Source organism: Massilia sp. CMS3.1, assembly GCF_051262535.1.
In the GTDB taxonomy this organism is placed as follows: Bacteria; Pseudomonadota; Gammaproteobacteria; order Burkholderiales; family Burkholderiaceae_D; genus Telluria.
In genome coordinates, this window is record NZ_JBIMES010000008.1 from 131,966 (window position 1) to 151,844 (window position 19,879).

15 protein-coding genes are annotated in these 19,879 nt (G+C 66.1%); 10 read left to right on the top strand and 5 right to left on the bottom strand.

Features of this window, described 5'->3' with window-relative positions:
• Nucleotide 1 precedes the first annotated feature (1 nt).
• A complete protein-coding gene (locus ACHAC9_RS14680) occupies nt 2–2,005 on the bottom strand; it encodes an MHYT domain-containing protein (protein ID WP_435760739.1) in 2,004 nt (667 codons plus the stop codon).
• 201 nt (nt 2,006–2,206) lie between these two features.
• The gene (locus ACHAC9_RS14685; RefSeq protein ID WP_435760740.1) at nt 2,207–2,539 is read right to left on the bottom strand and encodes a hypothetical protein; all 333 of its coding nucleotides are present in this window, start codon (nt 2,537–2,539) and stop codon (nt 2,207–2,209) included.
• 349 nt (nt 2,540–2,888) lie between these two features.
• On the opposite strand from ACHAC9_RS14685, the gene ACHAC9_RS14690 reads away from it, so the two are divergent.
• Nucleotides 2,889–5,333: a sensor domain-containing protein gene (locus ACHAC9_RS14690; RefSeq protein ID WP_435760741.1), complete on the top strand. Its 2,445-nt coding sequence runs from the start codon at nt 2,889–2,891 to the stop codon at nt 5,331–5,333.
• Nucleotides 5,334–5,341: 8 nt separating this feature from the next.
• Here ACHAC9_RS14690 and ACHAC9_RS14695 read toward each other — a convergent pair whose 3' ends face one another.
• Nucleotides 5,342–5,623 (bottom strand): hypothetical protein, encoded by a 282-nt coding sequence (locus ACHAC9_RS14695; protein ID WP_435760742.1) that lies wholly within the window; start codon nt 5,621–5,623, stop codon nt 5,342–5,344.
• 316 nt (nt 5,624–5,939) lie between these two features.
• Between ACHAC9_RS14695 and ACHAC9_RS14700 the strand changes: the two genes are divergently transcribed.
• The 5 genes from ACHAC9_RS14700 to ACHAC9_RS14720 all read left to right on the top strand — a co-directional run bounded on the left by ACHAC9_RS14700 (nt 5,940) and on the right by ACHAC9_RS14720 (nt 11,526).
• Nucleotides 5,940–6,695: a DUF4142 domain-containing protein gene (locus ACHAC9_RS14700; RefSeq protein WP_435760744.1), complete on the top strand. Its 756-nt coding sequence runs from the start codon at nt 5,940–5,942 to the stop codon at nt 6,693–6,695.
• A 139-nt stretch (nt 6,696–6,834) separates the two neighbouring features.
• Nucleotides 6,835–7,401 (top strand): DNA-3-methyladenine glycosylase I, encoded by a 567-nt coding sequence (locus ACHAC9_RS14705; protein ID WP_435760746.1) that lies wholly within the window; start codon nt 6,835–6,837, stop codon nt 7,399–7,401.
• On the top strand, nt 7,374–9,026 hold the full coding sequence (gene mnmC, locus ACHAC9_RS14710; protein WP_435760747.1) for an FAD-dependent 5-carboxymethylaminomethyl-2-thiouridine(34) oxidoreductase MnmC: 1,653 nt from the start codon (nt 7,374–7,376) through the stop codon (nt 9,024–9,026). The genes ACHAC9_RS14705 and mnmC overlap by 28 nt, the downstream gene beginning before the upstream one ends.
• 122 nt (nt 9,027–9,148) lie before the next feature.
• Nucleotides 9,149–9,856 carry a sensor histidine kinase gene (locus ACHAC9_RS14715; RefSeq protein WP_435760748.1) on the top strand — a complete coding sequence of 236 codons (708 nt, stop codon included), beginning with the start codon at nt 9,149–9,151 and terminating at the stop codon, nt 9,854–9,856.
• Nucleotides 9,853–11,526 carry a tetratricopeptide repeat protein gene (locus ACHAC9_RS14720; RefSeq protein WP_435760749.1) on the top strand — a complete coding sequence of 558 codons (1,674 nt, stop codon included), beginning with the start codon at nt 9,853–9,855 and terminating at the stop codon, nt 11,524–11,526. The genes ACHAC9_RS14715 and ACHAC9_RS14720 overlap by 4 nt, the downstream gene beginning before the upstream one ends.
• Here ACHAC9_RS14720 and ACHAC9_RS14725 read toward each other — a convergent pair.
• Both ACHAC9_RS14725 and ACHAC9_RS14730 read right to left on the bottom strand, forming a co-directional pair.
• Nucleotides 11,523–14,858 (bottom strand): patatin-like phospholipase family protein, encoded by a 3,336-nt coding sequence (locus ACHAC9_RS14725; protein WP_435760751.1) that lies wholly within the window; start codon nt 14,856–14,858, stop codon nt 11,523–11,525. The genes ACHAC9_RS14720 and ACHAC9_RS14725 overlap by 4 nt on opposite strands.
• Nucleotides 14,859–14,988: 130 nt before the next feature.
• Nucleotides 14,989–15,714, bottom strand: a complete 726-nt coding sequence (locus ACHAC9_RS14730) for a PhaM family polyhydroxyalkanoate granule multifunctional regulatory protein (protein WP_435760752.1) — start codon at nt 15,712–15,714, stop codon at nt 14,989–14,991.
• A 112-nt stretch (nt 15,715–15,826) separates the two neighbouring features.
• Here ACHAC9_RS14730 and ACHAC9_RS14735 point away from each other — a divergent pair, with 112 nt between their 5' ends.
• The 4 genes from ACHAC9_RS14735 to ACHAC9_RS14750 all read left to right on the top strand — a co-directional run bounded on the left by ACHAC9_RS14735 (nt 15,827) and on the right by ACHAC9_RS14750 (nt 19,878).
• Entirely contained in the window at nt 15,827–16,933 is a 1,107-nt protein-coding gene (locus ACHAC9_RS14735) for a DUF3108 domain-containing protein (protein WP_435760754.1), read from the top strand.
• Between the two features lie 2 nt (nt 16,934–16,935).
• Nucleotides 16,936–17,679 (top strand): DUF3108 domain-containing protein, encoded by a 744-nt coding sequence (locus ACHAC9_RS14740; protein WP_435760755.1) that lies wholly within the window; start codon nt 16,936–16,938, stop codon nt 17,677–17,679.
• Nucleotides 17,680–17,810: 131 nt separating this feature from the next.
• Entirely contained in the window at nt 17,811–19,181 is a 1,371-nt protein-coding gene (locus tag ACHAC9_RS14745) for a hypothetical protein (RefSeq protein WP_435760756.1), read from the top strand.
• Entirely contained in the window at nt 19,174–19,878 is a 705-nt protein-coding gene (locus ACHAC9_RS14750) for a hypothetical protein (protein WP_435760758.1), read from the top strand. Before ACHAC9_RS14745 ends, ACHAC9_RS14750 begins: the two co-directional genes overlap by 8 nt.
• The last annotated feature ends 1 nt before the right edge of the window (nt 19,879 follow it).

Below are 19,879 nucleotides of genomic sequence, written 5' to 3' on the forward strand. Positions count from 1 at the left end.
GCTAGACCCGCTTGGGCACAGGTAGCGGCTTGTGCAGCTTGCTGTCGCACAGCGTGAGCACCGCGCGCGCCAGCTCCGCAGGCGCCACTGGTTTCGACAGGTAGTCATCGAACCCCGCTTCCAGCGAACGCAGGCGGTCCTCGCCGCGCGAAAAAGCGGTCAGCGCCAGGCAGCGCACGCTTGCCACCTGCGGGTTGCTCGAGGCGCGCACGCGGCGCACCAGTTCCAGCCCGTCCATGCCGGGCATGCCGATGTCGCTGACCATCAGGTCCGGTTTCAAGCCGTCGATCATCTGCAGCGCCTCGTAGGCGGTCGAGGCGGAGACGATGGTGGCGGCCATGTCGGCCAGCACGTACTGCACGATATCGAGCGAATCGCGTTCGTCGTCCACCACCAGGATCGTCAGGCCCGCCAGTGCGCCGCTGCTGGCGCGCACGCCATCGAGGTCGTGCGGCTTGACCAGGCAGTCGGGGGTGAGGGGCGCGTCGGCGTCGATGCTTGAGAGCGGCATGCTCAGGGTAAACGTCGCGCCTTCGCCTTCGCCACGACTGGCCGCCGTCAGCTGGCCGCCTTGCAGTTCGACCAGTTGCTGGGCAATCGACAAGCCCAGGCCCAGGCCTCCATGGCGCCGGGTCGAGGAGGAATCGGCCTGGCGGAAACGGTCGAATACATGGGGCAGGAAGTCGGGCCCGATGCCGATCCCGTTATCGCTCACCTCGATCACGATGGCGTCATGGACGCGCTTGGAGCTGATGCGCACGCTGCCGCCGTTCGGCGTGAACTTGATGGCGTTCGACAGCAAGTTCGTCATGACCTGCTGCAAGCGGCCGGCGTCGGCGGCCAGCGGGCCGGCGTGGCTTTCGATCAGCATGTCCAGGCGTACGTTCTTGGCCATGGCGGCGGGGCGCACCGTTTCGACGGCGGCGGCGATGAAGTCCGACGGCCAGGTACGGTCGACCTCGATGCGCACCTTGCCGGCGATCAGGCGGCTCATGTCGAGCATGTCTTCGATCAGCTGCGACTGGGCGCGCGCGTTGCGTTCGATCGTCTGCAAGCCGCGGCGCAGCATTTTTTCATCCTTGCCGCCGTCCATCAGCAATTGCGCCCAGCCGAGCATGGCGTTGAGCGGGGTGCGCAGTTCGTGCGAGAGGGTGGACAGGAATTCGTCCTTCATGTCGGAAAGGCGCTCGGCCTCGACACGCGCCTTTTGCTCGTGCAGGTACAGCGTCTGGCGTTCGGCCGAGGTGGCGAGCGAGGCCGCCAGGATGCGCGAGCGGTCTTCCAGGCGCGAATCGTAGACGGCGACCAGGGTCGCGATGGTCAGGAGCAGCAGCGCCGTGACCGTCACCATCCCGGCCAATAAATCCTGGCTGATGCCGACGTTCGCTTCCAGGCAGATGCTGCCCGGCGAGAAATGCGCCGCTTCCATGGCGGTGTAGTGCATGCCGACAATGGCGCCGCCCATCACGATGGCGGCCGCCACCTGGGTCAGCTTGCCATGCTGCATGCGATGGCGCAGGTGGAAGGCGAGCCAGAGCGCGCCGGCCGAGGCGCCGATCGCGATCAGGACCGAAATCCCAAACAGCAGCGGGTCGTATTCGATGCCGGGACGCATGCGCATGGCGGCCATGCCGGTGTAGTGCATGGCGTTGATGCCGATACCCATCACGACCGCGCTGACGATGAAATGGCTGGCCTGAGGCGCCGGACGGCTGATCTGCGACAGCGCCAGCAGGGACGCCAGTACCGGCAGCAGCCAGGAAACAAACGTGATCGCCGTGTCGTAGCCGACCGGGAAGGGCAGGCGGAACGCCTGCATGCCGATGAAGTGCATGGCCCAGATGCCGCTGCCCATGGCAACGGCGCCGCCGGCCATCCACCAGCAGGTGGCCCGTCCATGCGAGTAGCGCACGCGTTCGGCCAGGCTCAGTGCGGTGTAGGAGGCGTAGATCGCGACCACGATGGACACCACGACAAGGGTTGGTTCGTAATGGCCGAGAGACATGGTAAATCCGCTAGCTCGCCGGAGAAACCCCCCGGGTAGGTTGGAGAAAAATACACGTGAGCCAGTCTACACGGCAGCAGCTCAGCCCGCATTAGATTTCCAAACAGCAACTTAACCATGGCGCAAGGACGCAACAGGTGTGGAACAGGTTTGAGCTATCTTGATGGGATATGCACGCCCGGAACGGCGCGTAACAGGGGACTACCGCTTCAGGATCAAGGCCGCCATTGCCGCGACGACACCGGTCGCCACCAGTGCCCAGGGACCGATGCGCATGATGTCGCCCGATTGCCCGTCCTGCACGGCGAGCGGGCCCGATAGCGGGCGCCATTCGTCGTGTCTGGCGGCAGCGGCCCGTGCGGCGGCGGATTCATGTTCGTAGAGGGTCGAGAAACGTTCGAGGTCGAGCGGATTGAGCGTGGCCATGTAAGCGACGATCTGGTCGTGCTGGTCGAGCCTTACCTGGTAACGGTTGCGTCCGGCAACCACCGCCTTGCGCAGGTGCTCGGCTTCAGTTTCGACCAGTTCGCGCACAGTCTCGCGCGTAATGGCGGACAGCGCGATCCTGGGTCGTTCAACGCTTCGTCTGTCGGCTTGCACGTGCGGTCTCTCTCGGCATTACATCTGAATGGGCAGTCTACGCCGCCGTCCGCCTAGGTGCCAACACACTTGGCTTCTGCTTCGCGATCAAATTGACAAGCCTGCGACGCAAAGCGTCTCAAAATTTCTACAAAGAAATATATATTTCGCCTTGATTATCAAATCGCCATTTAGTTTAGGTAGGCAAGTGCGATAACCTGAACGGCTCGCCACATAAGGCGAACAGATTGGCAGACAGGCACAGGCAGACAACAGGCGAATACGGCAGCACATGCGAACTGATTTGAACAGCACAAATATGGCGGACCTGGCGCGGCTGGCTGAGGAAAACACTGCCCTGATCGAAAATTCCCTGGACATGATCGCCCTGATCGATGCCGACGGCCGCTTCCTGCGCCTGAATGCGGCGACCTTCGACATCCTTGGCTACCGGCCCGAAGAACTGGTGGGTCGCCACTACAACGAACTGCTGGGCGAGCAGGAGCGCGCGTCCTTCCAGGCCTTGCGCGCGGACCTGCGGGCGGGCGTGTCGATCCGGCGCGACCTCGAGCACCGCTGGATGCGCAAGGATGGCCGCCCGATCATGATGTCGGTCTCGGTGCGCTGGTGTGCATTGAACCAGGTGACCTATGCGACGGCACGCGACGTGACCGAACGGCATGCTGCGCGCGAAGCGCTGGACAAATCGCAGCAACAACTGCAGGTCATGTTGGAAAGCATTGGCGACGCCTTCTTTGCCGTCGACCGGGAGTGGCGCATCACGTTCGCGAATCGCAAGGCCGGACATTTTGTCAACGTCGATGCCTCCCTGGTGATCGGCAAAAACCTGCTCGAGGTCGCGCCCGACCTCCACGATTCGCCTTCGCTCGTCTACTACCGCGATGCCATGGAAAGCGGCGAAGCCTGCACCTTCGAGACCTACTGGGAGCCGTCCAACGTCTGGGTCGAAGTGCGTGCCTATCCGAGCGAGGATGGCTTGTCGGTGTATTTCCACGACATCACCTTCAAGCACCAGGCCGGGCAGGCGCTGAAGGAGAGCGAGCAGCGCTTTCGCAGCCTGTTCCAGCAGGCCGCCGACAGCATCGTGATTGCCGACCGTGACCTGTGCATCGTCGCCGCCAACGGCCGCGCCTGCAGCAACTTCGGCTATACCGAAGAGGAATTCCTGCGCCTGCGCGTGCCCGACATCGACAGCGGATTCACTTATTCGCCCGACCTGTCGCTGGCGCTCGACGATGGCCAGACGCAGCTGCTGCGGATGAACAAGCGACGCAAGGATGGCAGCACCTTCCCGGCCGACGTCCACATCTCGCGTTTCGAGGATGGTGGCAATGAATTCTTCCAGGCCATCATCCGCGACGTCACCGAGCGCGAAGAGACCCAGAACCGCCTGCGCGAGCTGGCCACCCACGACACGCTGACGGGTTTGCCGAACCGCGCGCTGCTGGGCGAGGGCTTCCAGCGCCTGCTCGACACCTGTCCGCGCGGCGCGACGGTGGCGGCGATGTTTCTCGACCTTGACCGCTTCAAGGAAGTGAACGACTCCTTCGGGCACGAGTTCGGCGATATCCTGCTGTGCGAAGTGGCGGCGCGCCTGCGCCGCGTGCTCCGTCCGGGCGACGTCATTGCCCGCCTCGGCGGCGACGAATTCGTGATCGCGGCGCACTGTGCGATTGGCAAGGGCGCGGCGGCGCGCATCGGCGAGAAACTGCTCGAGGTGCTGACCACGCCGATCACGATCGCCGGGCAGGACGTGATCATCGGCGCCTCGATCGGCATCAGCCTGTTTCCCTTCGATGGCAAAAACAAGGAGCAATTGTTCCAGGCGGCTGACACGGCAATGTACCGCGCCAAGGCGGCCGGGCGCAACCGCTACCGCTTCTTCGAGCCGGAGATGGCCGTCGCCACGCGCGAACGCATGGCGCTCGAAACCTCCCTGCGCCCGGCCCTGGCGCGCGGCGAGTTCGAACTGCATTACCAGCCGCGCATCGACCTGCGCAGCATGGCGATGGTCGGCATGGAAGCGCTGATCCGCTGGAACCATCCCGAGCGCGGACTGGTCTCGCCGGCGCAATTCATTCCGATCGCCGAAGAAACCGGCCTGATCGCGCCGATCGGGCGCTGGGTGCTGTTTGAGGCATGCATGCAGACGCGGCGCCTGATGACGGAATTCGACCGCGAGATCTGCGTCTCCGTCAACGTCTCGGCGCGCCAGCTGGCGCACCAGACCTTCGTCGGAGAAGTCCGGCAAGCCTTGCGCGAATCGGGCATCCCGCCGCATTGCCTGGAGCTGGAATTGACGGAAAGCGCGCTCATTGCCGACATCGAGCGCACCGCGCTGATGCTGCGCGAACTGCACGCACTGGGCGTGAAGCTGGCGGTCGACGACTTCGGCACCGGCTACTCGGGCCTGACCTACCTGCGCCGCTTCCCGATCGACGTGCTGAAACTCGACCGCTCTTTCATGCTCGAGGACGACGAGGGCATCAGCACCTTCGATTTCGTCAAGGCGTTCGTGGACATGGCGCACGCACTGAACCTGGCAGTGGTGGCCGAAGGGGTGGAGACGGCCGACGCCGTCGAGTTCCTGCGTGCGGCCGCCTGCGACGAGGCCCAGGGTTATTATTTTGCGCAGCCCTTGCCGCTGGCGCAATTGCGTGAACGGCTGGCTGCCGATAGGGGTGTCGCAAGGGCGCTGCCTGCACCACCGCTCACTGGTCGGGACTAAGTAACAGGTCAGGGCGCGCCGCCGACGTCGTGCTCGCGCTCGTCGTCGTTTGCTTCTTCGTGCGAGGCCGTGAAGCGTTCCGCCGCGGTGCTGTCAACCAGATCGAGCCCGTCTTCCTCGCCCAGCTCGGGCGGATCGAGCATGTCGCGGATCAGTGCGGCCAGCTCGGGCGTATCCCATTCCTGGCCGGCGCGCTGGCGCGCTTCGATGAAGTGGGTGATTTCGCGTTCCTGTTGCACGCTCAGGGGCAGGCCGCGAAACGCGGTGCCCGGATTCGACTCATTCAACATGCTGGTCTCCTGCTGTTCCGATTGCCCTACCCGTAGCTGCGAATTTACGCCCATTCGACGGGAGCAGGCGCGCGTCAACAGTCCGGCCGTGCAGCGGGCTCGCATGACTCGTCTCGTCGGAAATGTTGCTAAAAGGCTACCGCGCGCTGCGTTCCTTAACGCGGCGATACACTGGTTGTTGGCTCATGCATGCGTAGTGGGATTGCCGCCGTAGACAGGGCGCAGCCGGCGCGCAGCCTAGCCGATGTCATATTGAACAGGAGCGGCGCATCGGAGACATGATGCCGGCTCCTTCCCCAACCCCCAGGAGAGCACCATGCAAAAGAATAAAGCGTTGAAAGGACTGCTCGCCGTTTCGGCTGCAGCCGCCATGTTCGCCACCTTTGGCGTCCAGGCACAGACCGCCGCCCCCGCGAATCCGAGCACGCAGAAAATGACGGATGCGAATCCGTCGACCAAGGTCGGCACCACCGGCGCGGGCATGGCGGGGCACACGGGCCATGGCCAGAGCGGCGCCGGCATGAGCGGCAGCACCGGCACCGGCGCGACCGGCATGTCGGAGTCGGCAGCGGGTCAGTCGGGCACCGCAGGGGCCACCGCGTCGGGCACCATGAAGATGAACAAGGCCGACAGCAAGGCCATCATGGACATGGCAATGGTGAACATGGCCGAGGTCGAAATGGGCAAGCTGGCACAGAGCAAGAGCCAGAATGCCGAAGTGAAGACCTACGCCCAGCAGATGATCGACGATCACACCAAGGCCATGGCGGAAGTGCAAGCCGTGGCGCAAGCCAAGGGCGTGACCCTGCCAACCGAGCTCGATGCCAAGCACAAGGCCATGGCCGCCAAGCTGGCCAAGCTCGACGGCGAGAAGTTCGACCGCGAGTACATGAAGGTCGGTGGCGTGGCGTCGCACAAGGCTGCCCATGCGATGCTGATGAAGAACGAAAAGAATGCCAAGGATGCCGACGTCAAGGGCCTGGCAATGAAGATGAAGCCGGCGGTTGAACAGCACCTGAAGTCTGCCCAGCAAATGCCGGCCGCTAAGTCGGGCACCATGTCGGGCAAGTAATTCTCAGTAAATGCGTTGTCGCAAGCGTTGACAGACAGCGCTTGTGACAGCGGTGGCGCTTCGAGCGCCTCGAAAGCGCGCGCCGGGAGCGATCCCGGGGCGCGCTTTTTCGTTGCGCGCTTGACGTATACTTCACCCCATGACGACCCACCGCTGCAGCTGGGCCAACCCGGCCAATCCCCGCTACCTCGATTACCATGACCATGAATGGGGCGTGCCCTGCCATGACGAGCGGCGCCTGTTCGAGATGCTCAATCTCGAGGGCGCCCAGGCCGGCCTGTCCTGGGAAACCATCCTCAACAAGCGTGCCACTTACCGCGCCGCGTTCGACGACTGGGACGCGGAAAAAATCGCGCGTTATGACGATGCGAAAGTGGCCGCGCTGCTGGCCGATTCCGGCATCGTGCGCAACCGCCTGAAAGTGGCGGCGGCCATCGGCAATGCGCGCGCCTACCTGGCGCTGCGCGCCGAAGGCCAGACCTTGGGCAGTTATCTGTGGGCCTGGGTCGACGGCCGACCGCTGGTGGTGCATTGGCCGGATGGTACCCGTCCCACGAAGACGGCGCTGTCGGACCGGCTCTCGAAAGACCTGTCCAAACGCGGCTTCAAGTTCGTCGGCTCAACCATTGTCTATGCCTACATGCAGGGCATCGGCATGGTCGACGACCACGATCCGCAGTGTTTTCGCTACGCGGGCGCGGCGTGAACCCGGCACGCTTCTGGCAGGGACGCGAACGCTATACGGTGTTCGACACCGCGTATGGCGACGGCACGCGCGCGGCTGCGCTGATCGACGCCTGGCGGCAGGATCCGCAGCAGAGCGCGAGCCTGCACATCGTGGCACTCGCCGACGGCCTGCTGCCGGGCTTTCACCGCATCCCGCAGCCCGACGCCGGCGTCACGCTCGACCTCATCTGCGCGCCGCTCGACGTCGCGCTGGCCGGGCTGAGCGCGCGCATCGACTTCGTGCAACTGCAGGGTTTGCGCGGACCGAACACCGGTTTCGCGCGCGCTCTGGCACGATTGGCGGCAGTTGACGCGCGGCTCGCCTTCGATTGGCTCGAGGCCGAACAGGTCGCGGCACTGATGGCGCAAGGCTTCGTGTTCGAGGGCGGCGCCGCGCGCTTCGCCAGCCGCAAGCCGCGCCAGCCTTTGCCGCCAGTGCCGCCGCGCCAGGCGGTCGTGATCGGCGCCGGTCTTGCCGGCTGCGCGGCAGCCGAGCGCCTGTGCGCGCGCGGCTGGGAGGTGACGCTGGTCGAGCGCCATGCCCGTCCGGCGGTCGAGGCATCGGGCAACCTGGCCGGCATCTTCATGCCGCTGCTGTCGAAAGACGACAATATCCCGACCCGCCTGACGCGTGCCGCCTACCTGTACGCGCTGCGCTACTGGGAGACCCTGGGCGGCATCGGCCGCGCCATCGAAGGCGAAGCCTGCGGCGTGATACAACTGGCGCGCGACGCGGCCCACGCGAGCGCGTCGCGCGCGATTGCCGCCAGCGGACAGTATCGGCGCGAGTATGCCGAATGGCTGGAAGCGCCGCAGGCAGCGCACTTGCTCGGCTTGCCGGCGCCGGATGGCGGCTGGCTGTTCCGCCAGGGCGGCTGGGCACGGCCGGGCAGCGTCTGCGAGGCGATGCTGGCCGCTTGCGGCACCCGCCTGACGCGCCGTTTCGGCGCCGGCAGCGTGACGGTGCAGCGCGTCGGCGACGAGTGGGACGTCCGTGGCGCCGACGGGGCGGCGATTGCACGCGCGGCCACCGTGGTGCTGGCCGGCGGCGCGGCATCCACCGAGCTCGCACAAGCGTCGCGCCTGCCCTTGTCCAGCCTGCGCGGCCAGGTGACGCACCTCGATGCGGCCACGCTGCCGCAGCTGCCGTTCGTGCTGTGCCGCGAAGCCTACCTGACGCCGGCGGCGGGTGGCATCGCCTGCGCCGGCGCGACCTACGACCTCGACGCCGACCCGGGCCTGCGCGCGTCCAGCCAGCAGGAAAACCTGGAACGTTTACAGGCGCTCATTTCAAGCCCGGAAGCAGGCGCCGGTGCGCCGCTTGCCGGGCGCGTGGGTTTCCGCTGCGTGGCGCCGGACCGGCTGCCGCTGGTCGGCGCGCTGCCCGATGTCGATGCCGCGGGCAGTACCGAGCGCCTGCGCGAGCTGCCCCGCCATCCGGGGCTGTATGGCTTGCTCGGCTATGCGTCGCGCGGCCTGATCTGGGCGCCGCTGTGCGCCGAACTGCTGGTCTCGCGCCTGGAAAACGCGCCGCTGCCGCTGGAGGCAAGCCTGGTCGACGCCCTCGATCCGGCGCGCTTCGTGTTGCGCGCACGCCGCACTTGACGTGTTGAAACGCCATTTGCGCTTGAATAGCCACATTCGTGCTGCGCAAGCCAAGCCATCAGCCCCGACCTGCGTATAATTAACGAACGGCAACTTTTTGCGCCACCCGATGGCGCCGGCGCATGGACGACACCGCACACTCCCAGGACTTGCTCCTGTTTCTGGCCTCGACCGCCCACGACATGAAGAATTCGATCAGCGTGCTCTCCGGAACCCTGGAGCGCCTGTTGGTGGATGCTTCGCCTCGTGACGACGCGGCCTATCCGCAGATGGCGCAGATGCTGTACCAGACGCGCCGCCTGAACGACAACCTGATGCAGCTGCTGGCCCTGTATAAACGGGTCGGCACGCTTGACTATCCTTTCGACGTGCAGCCGATCGAAGCGGGCCAGCTGTTCGAACAGGTGGTGGCGCTGGGGCGCGTGCTGCTCGACGCCAGGGGGATCGCGCTCGAGGTCGAGGCGCAGCCTGACCTGATCTGGCACCTCGACGAAGACCTGATCGTCGGCGTCGTCTCGCATGCCGTCAACAACGCCGTCCACTACACGCGCGACCGCATCAGGCTGTCGCTGTGCGAGGCCGATGGACTGCTCGAGATCCGGGTCGAAGACAATGGCACGGGCTATCCGCAGGCGCTGCTCGAGGCCGGCGCGGCGGGCCTGTCGGACACCGCCAGCGGCATCGACTTTCGCACCAACAGCGCGGGCCTCGGCCTGTACTTCTCGCGCGAAGTGGCGCGCATGCACCGTCACCGCGGCCGCAACGGGTCAGTACGCCTCGAGAATGGCGGGGCGCTGGGCGGCGGCTGTTTCATCCTGAGCCTGCCATGAACGGGCTCAATCAATCGAAGGCCGAGCCGATTGACTGGGCCGCCAAGAACTATCTGGTGGTCGACGATTTCATCGGCGTGCGCCAGCTGCTGCGCGAGAGCCTGCGCAGCCTCGGCGCGCGCAACATCGACCAGGCGGCCAGCGGCGGCGAAGCGATCGGCCTGCTCGCCAAGACCCGCTACGACGTGGTGCTGTGCGATTTCAATCTCGGCGACGGCAAGAACGGCCAGCAGGTGCTGGAAGAAGCGCGCGTGCGCAACCTGCTGCTGCCGTCGAGCGTGTGGATGATGGTGTCGGCCGAGAAGAGTGTCGAATCGGTGATGGGCGCGGCCGAACACCAGCCCGATGCCTACCTGGTGAAACCGATCACCGAAGGCGTGCTGCTCACGCGCCTGAACCGCGCCTGGCACCGCAAGCAGGTGTTTCGTCCGATCGACCTGGCGTATGCCGAAAAGGACTACCTGCGCGCGGCGCGCCTGTGCGACGAGCAGATCGCGGCGAGCAGGGTGCACGAAGTCGAACTGCTGCGCATGAAGGCGCGCCTGATGGAAAAGAGCGGCGAGCCGGAAAAGGCGCGCGAAGCCTACGAGCGCGTGCTGGCCCAGCGCGAATACCAGTGGGCGCGCGCGGGGCTGGCCAAGATCCGCCTCGCGAATGGCGAATTCGAAGCGGCGCGCCAGATGTTCCAGGGCGTGATCGCCGAGAACCGCTATTACATCGACGCCTACGACCAGCTGGCGCTGGTGTACCAGGGCATGGGCAAGCTCGAGGAAGCCTGCTCGATCCTCGAGCGCGCCGCCAAACTCTCGCCCAATTCCGTGCCGCGCCAGCGCAACCTGGGGCAGGTTTGCCTGAAGCTGGGGAACATCGGCATGGCCGAGAAGGCCTTCCGCAAGTGCATCGCGGTCGGCGAGTTTTCGGTGCGGCGCACGCCCGATGCCTACCTGGGCCTGGCGCGCGTCTGCGGCCTGAAGAACGATCCGAAGGAAGCGCAGGCCTTGCTGCAGGCGGCGCAGCGCGACTTCGGCGAGGCGCACCCTGACATCGACCTGCGCGCCAAGATCACCGAGGGCCTGGTGTACCACGAGAGCGGCGACTACCGCCGCGCGCGCAAGGCCGGCGACGAGCTCGAAGCCTTGCTGGGCGAGCGCGAAGAGCGTCCCGACACGCCGACCTGCCTCGAGATGGCGACCTTGCTGTTCGCGGTCGGCGTCAAGGAAGCACCAAGCGAGCTGCTCTGCTACGTCATCCGCAACAACCACGACAACACCCTGCTGCAGGGCGAAGTGCAGGCAATCTTCGACAAGGCGCGCCTGGCCGACGAGGGCGGGGACCTGATCCGCACCGCGAAAAAGGAAGCGGCGGACCTGATGAACGGCGGCGTGTTGCTCTGGAAGACCGGCAAGCTGACGCAAGCCGTCGACTGGATGCGCGAAGCGCGCGCGAAGCTGCCGAACAACCAGCGCATCCTGTTCAACGCCGCCCAGGTGCTGGTGTCGCACATGCGCGAGCAGGGTTACGACGAAGCCCTGGCGCTGGAAGCGCACGCCGTCCTGAGCCACGTCGACCGCCTGCAGCCGGGGCAGCAGCGCTTCGCGCAGTTGATGGAGCAGCTGGCGGCATTGGCGCCGAAGGCGCAGGTGTCCGAAGCGGCGCTGCCCGCAGCCTAACGAAACTGATCGCGCACCTCGTGGCCGCCCGCGCACACGGCCTCGCATCCGCATGACAGCACGGTTGCCGGCGCCGCGGGCGTGACAGGTGCTGGTGCTGCCGCCTCCGTTGCCGCTGCCAACCCATGCCCGCGCAGCAGCGACTCGCACAGCTTCACGACATCATGCCCCCCGCCAGCCTTGGCCGAGGCCGCAGCCGCCTTCGCCAATGCCGCTTTCGTGATGTGGTACCCGAGCGCGCGGTAGCTTTCGAACTGGGCTTCGTCGAACCACTGGTCGGCGGTGCTCTGGTGCGGGTAGGCTGGATTCGCCTTGCGGTAGTTGAGGACGTCCGCGTTCTCAAGGCCGACGATGGCCGGCTTGATGTACAGGAGCGTGCCGTCCTGGCCGTCCGGGTCGACATGGCTGTAGCGGATCGCGCCCACCGCGCAGCTGGCCCCGCACAGGCCTGTGTCCTTGACCAGGTCCATGTTGGAGACGTCCAGGTCGATGCCCACGTGCAGGTCGGTGGCGCATTTGCGGATTGCATTGCCGAGGTCCTCGAACGCCATCTCCTTGTCGCTGGCGACATCGACCGCGATGACCAGGCGGCAGCGCCGGCGCACCAGTTCATAGATGCCCAGGTTCTCGAAGTGGCCGCCGTCGGACAGGTAGACGTAGTTGGCCTCCGCATTCGTCATGCCGAACAGTTCGGCGATGAGGCTGAACAGGCCGATACCGGGCGAGGACCGGGTCCACGCAGATTTCAAGGGGTTCGGGCACCAGCGCCCGAGACGTACGTTAAACATCGTCATCAAAAAATTCAAGGGGGGCGACGAGTGGGTGCCCATGTTCGGGCTGGCCGCGGCGCCCGACAGGGCCACGGCCATGCCCAGGCGCACGGTAGCGTCGTCGTCGCCAAGACGCGAGCCCGACGCATACTCGCGCGTGGGCCGGTAGACGCCGCGCTGGGCGTCGCGCAAGCCGCCGTTTGCGCCTTGCGCCGGCATCAGCGGCATCTCGAAGCCGCAAAAGCGCGGCGTGAAGGCAAACGAGGCGGCTTTTCGCGTCTGCCAAGCCAGTTCCTCGCCGCTGACCAGGTTCAGGGAAGTGTTGACGATGTGGTAGGGCCGCTGGTTTTCCATCTCGGCCAGTTGCGGGTCGTCGTTCGGATCGAAGCCGGTGAAGGGATGCGGTTTGCGGTGTGCGCTGCTGGCGCCGAAATAGGCGCGCACCAGGCGGTTCCGGTACAGCATGTAGAGCGAAAACTTGTTGATGTCGACGCGCCAGCCGAGCAGCAGCGCGGCGCCCAGGAAACAGGCAAAGGCGATCGCCAGTGTGCTGCCGCTTGTGGCCAGGGTCGCGTTGGCGTGGGCGGCATAGACGCAGGGCAGCGAGACCGGGGCCGGGCAGGCCACGCGCGGCATGGCGACCACAAGCTGCACCAGGCTCGATAACAGGGCGAAGATGCCGATCGTGAAAAAATACGGCGCCAGGCGCGCGGCGATCTCGCGCTTGGCGCAGTTGCCTTCGCGCGAACCGGTGGCGCTGCCGCTGCCGGCTTTCAGGCCGATCCAGGTCATCATCAGCCAGCCGATCGCGGTGCCGGCGTTGGCGATCGGATTGTAGGTCAGCCAGGCCCAATGCAAGAGCGGCGCGCAAAAGAAGGCCACGCCGAACATGATCAGCCAGGCCAGCGAAAAGATCGAGGACCAGGCGCCTTGCCGGCTCCACCATTCGCGGCTGGCGTCGCTGTACAGGGGGCCGATCAGGCCGATCATCAGCGTCATCGTCACCGAGAACAGCGTCATCATCAGCGGCATGCCGAAGGTGCCCAGCGCAATGGCATTGTTCAGGATCGGGTGTTCTTTCGGGTTGGGCAGCAGCGCCAGGCCCGCCAGCAGCAGCAGGGTGCCGGCGGCCAGCGCCCCGATCGCGCAGACGAAGTGGCTCAGGCCCTCGACCAATTCGGCACGCGAGATGTCGGGAATCGGGCGGTGGCGGCGCAAGCGCTGCTCGAGCGCCAGCGCGGCGCCGTACACGACCAGGGCGCCGGCCAGGCCCGGGCAGATGCGCCAGGCCAGCAGCTGCGCGATCTCGATCGACGCCAGGTGGTCAACCGCACCCGGTGCGAACTCGAGCGCCGCCGACAGCGACATGCTGGCGACAAATGCCGTGCCGGCGCCGCACAGCACATAGCCGGCGCCGCGATAGGCGCTGGTGCGGTCGTGCGCCAGGTACCAGCCGCTGGCCCAGACGATGAAATACACCAGGCCCGGCACCAGCAGCCAGGCCGCGCCCCAGCCGTGAAAGCGCGCCGGCAAGCCATCTTCCCACAGCACCGGCAAGGCGCCGCCGTGGCGCCACAGGCCGATGCTGACCAAAAAGCCCGCAACCAGCAGCGGCAAATTAATGCAGCGCAGGACCGCGCCTTGCTCCAGCGGGAAGCGGCGCAGGCCGTTTGAACTTTCCGGTTTGCTCGAGATGGAGAGCGCAATGCAGAACACGGCAAACAGGAACAGCGCCGTGCCGCCCAGCCAGATCGCGTCCGACCAGGCCGCCCACGGGCCGTCCGGCCCAATCACGCGGTGCACGGCCCAGACGGCAAAGCGCGGCAGGATCAGGAGCGCGCACAGCCAGGCCACCAGCATGGCCAGGTTCAGGCAGGTATTGCGCACGTAGGTCCCGATCAGGGTCCAGGTGTCGGCGCTGAAGGTGCCGCTTTTCGGCGACAGGTAGTTACTGTACTGGCGCAGAAACTGGATTTCGACCGCTTCGGCCGCCACTGCCTGGCCGGCCGTGCCGGGCGTCAGCAAGGCTTCCACGGCGCCGACGTCGCCGCGCCGTTCGCGGATGCATTTGGACAGCCAGCCGCCGATGAAACCGCCGCCCGAGACGGTGGACAGGTAATCGAAGTCGCGCAGCAGGCGCAGTTCGGCCAGCGCCTGCAGCGCGCCGAGGTTGAAGGTGGCGCTGCGCACGCCGCCGCCCGACAGGGCGAGACCGGCCAGGTGCGCCTCGTGGGCGCGCGTGAGCAGGGCGCAGGTGGCGGCCGGTTGCACATCCTCGGGACCGCCGCTGGGGGCGTCAAGACCCGGGCGCAGCAGGCCCAGTTCGTTCTGGAAGACTTCGCTGAAGACGCTGCCGCTGCAGGCGTTCAGGCGGCGCCAGGTCGCTTCGTCGAGCGGAACGCCGCCGGGAAGATTGTGCGCCTTGCGAAAGGCGGCGATCGCGCCGGCCAGTTCTTCGAGGTGGTGCGCGCTGGGCGGCACCGGGCAGCCGGCGCTCTCGAGCTTGCGCCGCACGTCGGCGATCTGCTCCGGTTTAAGGCGGGAAAAATCGATGGTGGACATGCCGGCCTCCAACATGGAACACGGCGGCCGGATGCCCCGGCCGGGTTGTCAAGTTCAACACGGCGGGGGCGGGTGTGATGCCCGTCAAATCAATACATGGGCTCGGCAGAGCAGTTTATTTGCGCTGGGATCACGCTTTATCGGATTTTGTCCGCGGAGGTTTCTGCGAGGAAGTACCAGGCGTGCCTCCGGTATCGCCGCCGCCCGTCGCGCGCTGTGCCGGATCCGGTACGGCGGTTGGTGCCGTGTCCGCCGGCCCTTTGTCACCAGGCGTCCTGCTCGCCGCCCCCTTGTCGCTCGCCGTCTTGTCGGTGACAGGCTTGTCAGGTGATCCTCCATCGACCGGCATCGTGCTGGCCACTGCTTTGCTGAACTGGTCCTGCAACACATTCCACCAGGCGACGGCAGCCGGCATTGCCGGGTCCGCTGCGGCGCCGTCGGAACCAGGCTGGGCGCTTGGCGGCGGCGGGGCGGCCGGCTGCGTGCCCGCCTGCTGGGTGCCGATCGCGTTGAAGAAGGCGGCGAAGGGCGGCAGGGACGCTGTCTGGTCGCCTTTCTGGCCCATCGCCTGGGCCATGCTGTCGCTCATTGATTTCAGGGCGACAAGGGTGCCGCGCTGCACTTCGAGCGCCTGAATCGTGGTGCGCAGCATTGTCAGGTTCAGGTTGAGCCAGGTTTCGACGGTCTTCAGGTCGGTGATGCGCTTGTCGAGGTCGTCCGTCGAGAGCGAGGGGGCGCCGAGGCCGGGCGTGTTCAGCGCGGACACGCCGGGCACACCCATGCCGCCCCAGAGATTCTTGACGAACTCGAGCGTATCCGTCATGCCGGGCACATTCTGCGAAGGGGGTTTGTGCATGGTGGTCTCCAATAGGTTGTCGTCCTAGCGTAGCAGATAAATAACACTGCACAAAGCGCTGCCGCGACACTGCTGGGCAGCAGGCGTGCACCTGGCCGGGTACACTAGGGGCATGGGTATCGCTTCCACCATTGCCAGGCATCGCCGTGCCGTCCTGCTCGGCGCACTGATCCTCCTCCTGCACGCCGCGCTGTTCTCCTTCGTTGCCGGGACGGTCGCGCTGCCGCGCCTTCCTGCGACGGACGGCATCGACTTCGTGCAGGCGCAGTTGCTGCCCCAACCGGCGCCGCCGCCAGTTGCGTCCGACCCGCTGCCGCTGCCGGAACCCGAACCCCTGCCGCCTCCGCCCTTGCCGAAGCTGGTCCAGGACAGTGCGCCGCTGTTGAGCGAGGATGCCGCCGGACCCGTGGTGGAGCCGGGCAGTGGCGGCCTGGGGGAGGAGACGGCACCGCAAGCGCCACTGGAGATCGCCGCCGCCGATCCGGCGCCCGTGCCCGCCGCAGCGGCCGAAGCGGTCGCGCCGCCGCTACCCGAGGCGCGCCGCTACAAGGTCGACATGCCTCCGCCGGCAAGCATCACGATGGACGTGGCCCGGGTCGACGCCGACGGCACGCGCTGGAGTGGCGAAGCGCAGCTGGCCTGGACCTTCCGCGACGACAGTTACCGGATCGAGTTCGAGGCCGGCATCCGCATCGTCTTTACGCGCGTGAATCTTGCCGTGCTGACCAGCGAAGGGGCACTCGCCGCGACCGGGTTCGCGCCCGTCAAAATGACGGAAAAGCGGCGCGGACGGGCGCTGACCGCCACCCATTTCGACTGGCAGCACGACAGGATCACGTTTTCGTCCTCGCAAAAGACCATCCCCCTGAACCCGGGCGCCCAGGACAAGGCCAGCGTGCCGCTGCAACTGGCGGCGATCGCGCGCGGCGACCCGGGCCAATTGACCGGCGACATCGACATCCAGGTCGGTGAAGACCGCGACGCGGCCGTGTTCCGTTTCGTCGTGCTCGGCCCGGAAGAGATCGATACGAAGCTGGGCAAGCTGCAGACGGTGCACCTGTCGCGCCCGCCGAAAGAGGGTTCTTACCGCTCGCGCCTGGACGTCTGGCTGGCTCCAGGCCGAGGCTGGTATCCGGTGCAGATTCGCAATACGGAGGCCAACGGTGCAGTGACCACGCAAACCGTGAATAATATAGCCCTTACTGAACCAGGAAAATGATAATGCGAAGCAATCTTCTGAAGGGCAGCCTGCTGGCGCTGTTGCTGGCGTCCGGTTCCGCTGCCCAGGCCGCCGCGCCGGCAAAACGCGCGGTCGAGTTGCCGCCGCCGGCCGACCTGGCCTATGAAATGAACGCCCAGCATCGCGGCTTCGGCCTGAAGGGCGAGGCGCTGATCGCCTGGCGCGGTGGCGACGGCAAGTACGAGGTGAACGTGGAAGCGAGCGCGGCACTGCTCGGCAAGCTCACCGAATACCGCAGCCGCGGCGCGGTCGACAGCTTCGGCCTGGCGCCCGCCGAGTTCTACGAAAAGCGCTACCGCAAGGATGCGACCACGACCGTCTTCAACCGCGAGAATAAAACCGTCACCTTGTCCGATGCCAAGGAACCGCTCGCGCTCAAAGGCGGCGAGCAGGACCGCGCCTCGGTCACCTGGCAGCTGGCCTCGGTGGCGCGCGCGGCCGGCGAAGCGCGCTTCAAGCCGGGCAGCGAGTGGAGCTTTATTGTCGCGGGACGGCGCGATGCCGAGCCCTGGACTTTTAAAGTTGTAAAACGCGAGAAGATCCAGACCGCCATGGGCGAACTCGATACCTTGCTCGTGACGCGCGAGCCGCGCGGCGAGGGCAAGAGCGAAGGCGTCGACATTTGGCTGGCACCTGCGCAGGAGTGGTATCCCGTCAAATTGCGTTTCCGCGATGACGAGCGCGAAACGATCGAGCAGACAGTGACAAAAATCACACGCAAGTAATTTGGAACACGCCGGCAGCCGCTTTCCCCTCCTAGTTGCCGGTTCTTAACTGTTATACTGGCGCCCCCGCGGAAACGACCGGGCCGCCACAGGCTGCCACACCTTCCGCGCTCGCAAAACTGGTATCCCACATGATCGACATACAGGCAGGCGCGGCCCTCGCCGCGGAACCCCATGGATTGGCGCCCGACGAGGATCCACTCGCCGCGCACTTCCAGCACGGCATCGCGCCGGACGAAATCGAGCAGGTCTTCCACCTGAAACGCGCGCAGCCGATGCTGTCCGCGTTTTCGGCGCTGTTCCACGGCAGCCAGGATGGCGTGCTGGTGCGCCTGCTGGTCCTGCGCGAGCTGGCGGCCGACACCGGCAGCTCGGCGTTTTCGCGCGGCGACATCAACACCAAGCTCGCTTACCTGATCCCGGAAAGCCTGGAAACGGTGCTCAACCGCCTGCGCACCCATGGCTTGCTGGCCTGGGATGCGCCCGCTGCGGTCTACCGCATCACGCCGCTCGCGAGGAATGTCCTGTCCGCGCTCGACACCCTGATCGCGCTGGCGAAACCCGAGGAAGACGATGCCGAAATGGGCTTCCTGCTGTCGCAGGTGGCCGGCGCCCAGGCGGTCGGCGGCATCACGGTCGAACAATTGCGGCACCTGCTGGGACGCCTGGTCGAACTGACCGAGGAGTTCCGCGACGCGATCGCCTCCGGCTCCGAATTCAAGCTGCGCACCTCGCAGGCGAAGTGGCACATGGCCTGCGACTGGGTCGAGAAGGGTTCCTTCATCCTGCGCGCGATCACCTCGGACGAACGCGCCGACGCGGCGACCCACAAGGCGGCGCAGGCGATCGGCAGGGCACAAAGCGCGCTCTTGAACATGCAAGGCATGTTTTCGCGTGCGCTGAACCAGATCGAGCGCCAGCGCGTGCACCTGGGCCAGTCCGGCCTGTCCACGACCGATGTGAAACGCTGGCTGCTGGCGCACGACGACCTGGCAAGCCTGGCCGAAGGCGCGATCGACCGTCCGGTGGTGCCGCTGTTCGGCACGCCGGCCGAGATGATCGACGTCGCCGAGACCGAACTCCTGACCGAGCGCGCGATTGCCGTTGGGCCGAAGGGCCTGCCATCAGGCGAAGACGCGCCCCTGACGGTCAACGACAATCCGGCGACGCAGGCCGAACTGACCGACTGGATCAACAAGCTGGCCGACTTCGCCAACCTCGGCAACTTCCCGGAATTCTCGGAAACCGGGCCCAAGAAGGTGCAGCTGCACGAGTCGCTGCTGCCGGCCGGTTTTGCCGTCGCCTCGTATCGCGCGTCGCTGCTGCCGCTGCTGGGCGACGCCAGCGAGGCGAGCCTGCAGGGCGCCACCGCCGAACTGGCGCGCTTGCCGATCCGCTTCGAACCCACCGACGAGATGGTCCAGCTGGACGATCCGGAAGTGGCGGCCATGTCGTTTGCCACCCTCTCACTGAATCCAGAAGCAGGACCGGAACATGAATGACGATGCACAAATCCTGATCGCGCGCCTGCTGACGCACCAGACCCTGCGCCGCGACGACAAGATGGTCAAGCGCGCGCTGTCGGACGAGCAGTTCCGCATCGAGGTCGACAAACGCTTGCTTGAATGCGGCCTGAAACTGCTCGATAACGTGTATGCCGACCACGTGACGATCGCGCTGCACCGCAATGTCGAGCCGAAGATCTTCGGCGCGAAAGACATCTGGCAGAACAATAATTTCGGCCTGACGCGCGATGGCGTGGCCTTACTCGTGGTGCTGTGGGCGCAGATCATTCTGCCCAAGCGCGAACGCCAGGAAACCCACGTCACGGTAGCGGACGACCAGAACGACCTGTTCGACAAGGACAGCCCGATCCCGCGCGCCGAAGACACCTCGATCGGCATCTCCTACACGGCGCTGCTGTCGGACTTCGGCGATAAGCTCGGCAAGAAGACGCGCATGGACATGAACCTGGGCCAGCTGTCGAAACTCGGCTTCATCGAGCGCCGCGGCGACGTGATCCTGGAGGGGCCCTTGCTCGACCTGATGATGGACACCGACGTGCTCAAGGAGCGCATCATCAACGGCGCCCTGTCCGACGTGTTTAAACGCGCGCCGCTGGCCGCCGCGCCGCGCCGCGGCGCGCTCGATGCCGCCAACGACGCCGACGCCGTCGAGCCTCCAGATACCCCGAACTGAG